This is a genomic window from uncultured Gimesia sp., assembly GCF_937919775.1.
GTDB lineage: Bacteria > Planctomycetota > Planctomycetia > Planctomycetales > Planctomycetaceae > Gimesia.
The window spans coordinates 1-6,618 of the sequence record NZ_CALFPF010000367.1; the positions used below are offsets into that span (position 1 = coordinate 1).

Below are 6,618 nucleotides of genomic sequence, written 5' to 3' on the forward strand. Positions count from 1 at the left end.
CAAGCCCGGCGATTCTGTCAAAAAAGGACAGGTTCTGGCGGTATTGAACTGTCCTGAGATTGGAACCGCTCGCGCGGATCTATTGCAACGAACATCCGAATATCAATTAGTCCGCAAACAATATGACTGGAAAGAGTTGATTCAGAACAACGTTCAGAAACTGGTCGACACCCTGTTGAGTCAGCGGACGATGGAGTCCGTCGAAAAAGAGTTTTCTGACTCAAAGCTGGGGAATTACCGCTCACAGTTATTACCCGCTTATTCCCGCTATTTACTGGCTTTAGTGATCAATCAGAAATCGGCACCGTTGGCAAAATCAGGGGCGATTTCTCAGCAGACACAACAGACGCGTGAAGCGGATGTGCAGGAAACCAGAGCTGCGTTGAACGCATTGTGCGAACAATCGATCCACGATGTTCGCCAGGAACGCGATCAGATGTTGGCTGCACTCAACGATGCCGATAATCGCAGGACGATCAGTCGGCAACATCTGGAGTCCCTGCTCGGATCAGCCGTTGATATGGACAGTGATGATTTGAAATCAGCTGCGAAGTTATCGCGTCTGGAGATCATCGCTCCCTTTGAGGGGACCATTGAAGATCGAACTTTCAGTCAGTCTGAAAGAGTCAATCGTTCCGATTCGTTATTTATCCTGGCACAAACCGACTCGCTCTGGGTCGCAGCTGACATCCGGGAATCTGATTGGAGCGCCATCTCGCTGAACAGCGGCCAGGAACTGACTGTAAAAGTCATTGCCTTTCCCGAACAGACATTTTCAGCCCGCCTGTATTACCTGGGGCGCAAAGTATCTCCCACAACCAACTCGGTTCCGTTGATTGCCGAAATCAAAAATCCGGGAGGGATCTTGCGACCGGGCATGTTTGTACAAGTCATGATTCCCGGTAAAGAAAAATCGAATGTGATTGCCGTTCCTGCGGGAGCGGTGCTTGATGATGCGGCGCAGGAATTCGTATTTGTCAAAGACACTGATCGGTTATTTCGCCGCGTCGACATTCAATCGGGGTTTAAAACAGAAGATTGGGTTGAAGTTACCAAAGGCCTCGCGGGAGGAGAACAGGTCGTGGAAGAGGGAGCATTTACATTGAAATCTGAACTGCTGCTGGAACGAGAAGACTAGTTTCCCCGAGTTCATTTTCAGTTTGCTTTTCTGTTCTCTGATGGAGTTGTGCTGATGTTATCTCATTTAATTGAATTTTCACTGGCGAACCGGTTTATCGTTCTGGTTGTGACATTATTAATGGCGGCAGGAGGAGTCTATTCTGCCATTCATTTACCCATTGATGCAGTCCCGGATATGACGAATGTGCAGGTTCAGGTTGTGACTGATGCCGGTTTTCTTTCACCGGTGGAAGTGGAACGATATGTCACCTATCCGGTAGAAACGGCGATGGGCGGGCTTCCCAAGGTCGAAGAAGTACGCAGCGTTTCCAAATTCGGGATTTCGGTAGTGACGATTGTTTTTGAAGAGGGGACTGATCTTTACTGGGCGCGGCAGCTTGTGACGGAACGTATCACGAGCGCATCAGCTGACATTCCTCCCGGTTATGGTACTCCCCAAATGGGGCCGCTGGCAACCGCACTGGGGGAGATTCTGCAGTTTGAAGTGCGCGGAAAAGATTATACGCCGATGCAGCTGCGCACGATGCTCGAATGGGAAATTGCGCCCAAAATGCGCGAAGTGCAAGGCGTGACGGAAATCAACACACATGGTGGGTTTTACAAAACATTCGAAGTCCAGCCGAATCCGGATCGTCTTAACAGCTACGGGATTTCTCTGGCAGATCTCTTCCGGCGGATTCAGGATAACAATTCGATCGCGGGGGGAGGTTACGTCGTTCACAATCAGGAACAACGCTTCATTCGTGGTCAGGCACTTTTGAAAAACCAGTCGGATATCGAGAACATTGTGATACGCCATGACCCCGACAGCACGCCCATTCTGGTACGCGATGTTGCCAAGGTCGAAATCGCTCCGATGACGAGACAAGGGGCAGTGACCCGCGATGGAAGAGGCGAAGCGGTCACGGGGCTCGTGATGATGTTGATCGGCGAGAACTCGAGAGAAGTCGTAGCAGCAGCAAAAGAGCGGTTAACACAGATCGAAAAAACACTGCCCGATGGAATCACTCTGGAAATTACCTACGACCGTTCCTCTTTAATCAGTCGTACATTGAGAACCGTGCTCACGAATCTGGTCGAAGGGGGCATCCTGGTGATTGTCGTGCTGCTGTTCATGCTGGGCAGCTTTCGTGCTGGCTTGATTGTGGCGCTGGCAATTCCCTTATCCATGCTGTTTGCCACGAATTTAATGGCGGCAACGGGGATTACCGCCAGTCTGATGAGTCTGGGCGCGATCGATTTCGGGTTGATCGTGGACAGCTCGGTGATTATGGTCGAAAACTGTATTCACCGTCTTTCAAAGAATAAAGAAGGCAAATCGCATCTCACGGTCATCCGCGATGCCGCGATTGAAGTCCGCAAACCGACCATGTTCGGCGAATTGATCATTGCCGTCGTTTATCTGCCGATCCTGGCATTGCAGGGAACGGAAGGAAAACTGTTCCGCCCGATGGCATTGACCGTTTTATTTGCTTTGGCAGGTTCGCTGGTACTCTCGCTCACGTTAATGCCGGCACTCGCCTCCCTTTCATTACCAAAGAAAATGTCGGAAAAGGAAATCTGGCTGATTCGTTTTATCAAATTGATTTATCGGCCGCTGGTTTCGTGGACGGTCCGTAATCCAAAGATGACGGTGTGTATCGCGTTATTGGCGTTTATCATCAGCCTTCCGGTGGGCAGGAATCTGGGAGCCGAGTTTATGCCCCGACTGGAAGAGGGGGATTTACTGGTGGAAGCGGTTCGACTGCCGAGCGCAACCATTGAAGGTTCGATCGAAATGTCAACGCAGATTGAAAAAGTGCTGATCAAGTATCCCGAAGTGAAAACCGTGTTCTGTAAAACCGGGCGGCCCGAGATTGCCAATGATGTGATGGGCGTCCATCAGACCGATGTCTGGGTGATTCTGCAGCCTCAGAAAGAATGGCCGCAACAAAAAACGCGCGATGAACTGATTGAGGAAATGTCTGCCGATTTGAATCAAAGTGTGCCCGGTGTGGCTTTTGGATTCACTCAACCGATTGAAATGCGCGTCGATGAACTTGTGGCAGGTGTCAAAGCGGATGTCGCCGTTTTGCTGTATGGCGATGATTTATCGATTCTCAGTTCCAAAGGCAAGGAAATCGAGCGGGTTCTCAAAAAAGTACCGGGAGCCGTCGATGTGAAGGCCGATATTCAGGCCAGCCTGCCCACAATTCGGATTGAACCGAAATGGGATGCATTGGCACGATATGGGATGGACTCGAAAGATGTGATGGATGTGGTCTCTTCCCTGGGGGGACATCAGGTGGGACTGATTTTTGAAGGGCGTGCCCGTTTCCCGATCATTGTTCGGGTTCCCCAGATCTGGCGTGAGAAAATCAGTTTGCTGGAACAAATTCCTGTTTCCAATTCGTTGGGGGTTCCGGTTCCGTTACGGGAACTGGCAGATATTTCTTTTGAAGAGACGCCTCCCTCGGTCGAGCATGAATCGAATCGGCGGCGGACCTTTATTCAGGCGAATGTCAGAGGACGTGATGTGGCCAGCTTTGTGGCCGATGCGCAGAAAGCAGTTCACGATCAAATCAGCCTGCCGGAAGGTTATGAAATTCGCTGGGGCGGGGATTTTGAAAACCTGCAATCAGCCAGTAAACGGCTGGTGATTATTACGCCTATTGTGCTGTTGTTGATTTTTCTTTTGCTGCACACCACATTTCGGTCAGTGCGACTGGCATTGCTGATCTTTCTGGCAGTTCCGATGGCGGCTTCCGGGGGGATCTTTGCACTGGCATTACGCGACATGCCTTTCAGTATTTCTGCTGGTGTCGGCTTTATCGCATTATTTGGAGTGGCCGTACTTAACGGTCTGGTATGGGTCAGTGCAGCCGAGAATCTGAGAATTAAAGAACGGGTTCCCGTTCAAGAGGCCACCTTTCAGGCAGCGATGGCGCGGTTACGTCCCGTGCTCATGACCGCGATGGTCGCCAGCCTCGGGTTTCTACCGATGGCGCTTTCGCAAAGTGACGGAGCCGAGATGCAACGGCCTCTGGCCAGTGTTGTGATCGGTGGTTTGATTACATCCACGCTCTTGACATCATTAGTGGTTCCCGCCATTTATCCCTGGTTTGCGCCCCGTTTAAGAGATCTGGAATCGGAAGAATAACGCTTCGCAGAGTGCTTTCCTGCTTTTTTCGCTGCATATAACGGCTGTCCATTTGATCGCATTTTGTTGAGAACGCTGGATTGCCAGAGGGGTGTACTCATTTTATGAAAGGAATCGAGACACTCACACAGTCACATAAAGCAGTGATCTTCTCAACACATTTTGATTGCGGAAATGTTCATGTTTAAGGGAGGGGTATGGCTGCATTTGGATGCCTGGGTAGAGTGAATGACCCCTAAAATACGTTTCGATATAAAAAATGACCTACGTTTCATGAGTTCTTTGTATCCCTTTAGGTTTAAAGCGAGAAGCATGAAACTATCTCCCATATCCCAGAAGATCACATTACAGAGCGCAAATGCGCAAGGTGCCGTCCAGTTCAAATGGCCTTTGATCCCATTAATGGGGATCGCGGTCGTGATGGCGTTTGGTGTCTTTGTTCTGATTTATGAACTCAAGCAGGTGACGCTCACTCGACACGTGATTGACGGGGATGTAGTGCGTCAGTCGCTGGCTGGGAAAGTTGCGGTGGATGTTCTTCAATGCCGACGTTATGAAAAGGATGTTTTTCTGAATCTGAATCAGCCGGAGATGTATGCCTCGTATCTCACGAAGTGGCGCACAGCCTGGAACAAGCTTTCGATTGATACCGATTTTCTCAACAATCAAATTGAAGAAAAAGAAGAAACGCGTTTACAGAGGTTGCTGCGTGATTCTGTAAAACAATACCGAATCAATTTTATGTCTGTCATCGAAAAAATAGAAAGCGGGCAAATCGACAGTCCCGTGCAAGCCAATCTGGCCATGACACCGTTCAAGGATGGTATGCGGAACTTAACGGTGCTTTCGTCCAGACTGGCCGTCGATAGCGCAAAACACGCCGCGAAAAGTGGCGGGGAACTGGTTTGGCGCGGGGGAGTCAGTGTCATCGTTGTACTCTTTCTGACCATCGCTCCGGGAGTGATTCTTCTGCTGCTTTTTCGGAAATACAATCAGAAACTGACAAGCGCCAACGAGCAGCTCCAGATTTATAATAATGAATTAAAACAGAGCGAAGAACAGGAAAGGCTGGCCCGCGATCAGGCCTTGCAGGCCAAATACGAAGTCGAGCTGGCACTGGCAAAAATCGATTCGCAGAAAAAAGAACTCGAAAAAAGCGAGCAACAGTTTCGAACGCTGGTCAATAATATTCCCGGAGTCACGTTCCGTTCTCATGTGGATGAACTTCGGACATTGGAGTTCATCAGTGTGACCATCGAAGACCTCGTCGGGTATCCCGCAGAAGAACTCATGCACAATGAAGTGCGGTCTTTTGCCAGCATTATTCATCCGGATGACGTTTCCAAGGTCAACGCGACAATTCGGGTTGCAGCAGCAACACCACAGTCTTTCCAGATCGGGTATCGTATTGTGCGAGCCGACGGACAAGTCAGGTTTGTCTGGGAGCAGGGACAGGTTTCTGCTGATACCAACAACGGCCTGATGGTGGATGGTGTGGTTTTTGATGTGACGGAACGCAAAAAGGCCGAGATCGAATTACGAAAAAGCAAGGAAGTATTTGAACGAGCCTCGCTGCTGGACAAGCTGACGGGGCTGCCCAATCGGGCGTTGTTCCATGACCGTTTGAATCAGTTTGTACAGAAATCTGATCGATCTTCCAAATCAAATTATGCTGTCATCTTCCTCGACTTTGACCGTTTCAAAATGGTCAATGACAGTCTCGGACACGACGTAGGCGACATGCTGCTCGTCGAAATTGCCACACGGTTGCGTAATCAGCTGCGTTGTACCGATTCTGTGAGTCGACAGGTTACGGGGCATACTGCAGGCAGATTGGGAGGCGACGAATTTATTATTCTTCTGGATGGGATCAGAAATCCCCGCGAGGTAGTGTCTGTAGCAGATCGACTGCTGGCTGATTTAGCCCGCCCTTACAATCTGAAGAATCATGAAGTGTACTCCACAGCCAGCATGGGGATTGTGATTGGCAATAAACATTATAAACGGGCTGAGGATGTGATCCGTGACGCCGATACGGCCATGTATGAAGCGAAACGTAACGGAAAAAGTCGTTATGTCATTTTCGATGACTCGATGCGAAAACGCGTAATGCGGGAAATGATGCTCGAAAATGATCTCAGAAAAGCGATTGAACAGAATCAACTGGTACTCCACTATCAGCCGATCGTATCACTCGAAAGCGGTGCTGTTTGCAGCGTGGAAGCCTTGTTGCGGTGGTATCATCCCACTGAAGGGCTCATCAGTCCTGCAGAGTTCATACCCATTGCGGAAGATTCACAACAGATTATCGAGATCGGTGAATGGGTCTTGAGAGAAGG

The 6,618-nt window shown here is 49.7% G+C and carries 3 protein-coding genes; all 3 read left to right on the forward strand.

Annotated elements, in window-relative coordinates; genetic code table 11:
• Nucleotides 1–1,138 (forward strand): efflux RND transporter periplasmic adaptor subunit (locus tag Q0294_RS10120; RefSeq protein ID WP_299464285.1); only part of this gene is annotated, 1,138 nt, incomplete at its 5' end.
• A 54-nt stretch (nucleotides 1,139–1,192) separates the two neighbouring features.
• A complete protein-coding gene (locus tag Q0294_RS10125; RefSeq protein ID WP_299464288.1) occupies nucleotides 1,193–4,279 on the forward strand; it encodes a CusA/CzcA family heavy metal efflux RND transporter in 3,087 nt (1,028 codons plus the stop codon).
• Between the two features lie 312 nt (nucleotides 4,280–4,591).
• Nucleotides 4,592–6,618, forward strand: a 2,027-nt coding sequence (locus tag Q0294_RS10130) for a bifunctional diguanylate cyclase/phosphodiesterase (protein WP_299464291.1), incomplete at its 3' end; no start/stop codon positions are given.

Coding starts and splice junctions, on each gene's coding strand:
- Q0294_RS10125 (WP_299464288.1), top strand. CDS start 1,193: ATGTTATCTCATTTAATTGAATTTTCACTGGCGAACCGGTTTATCGTT.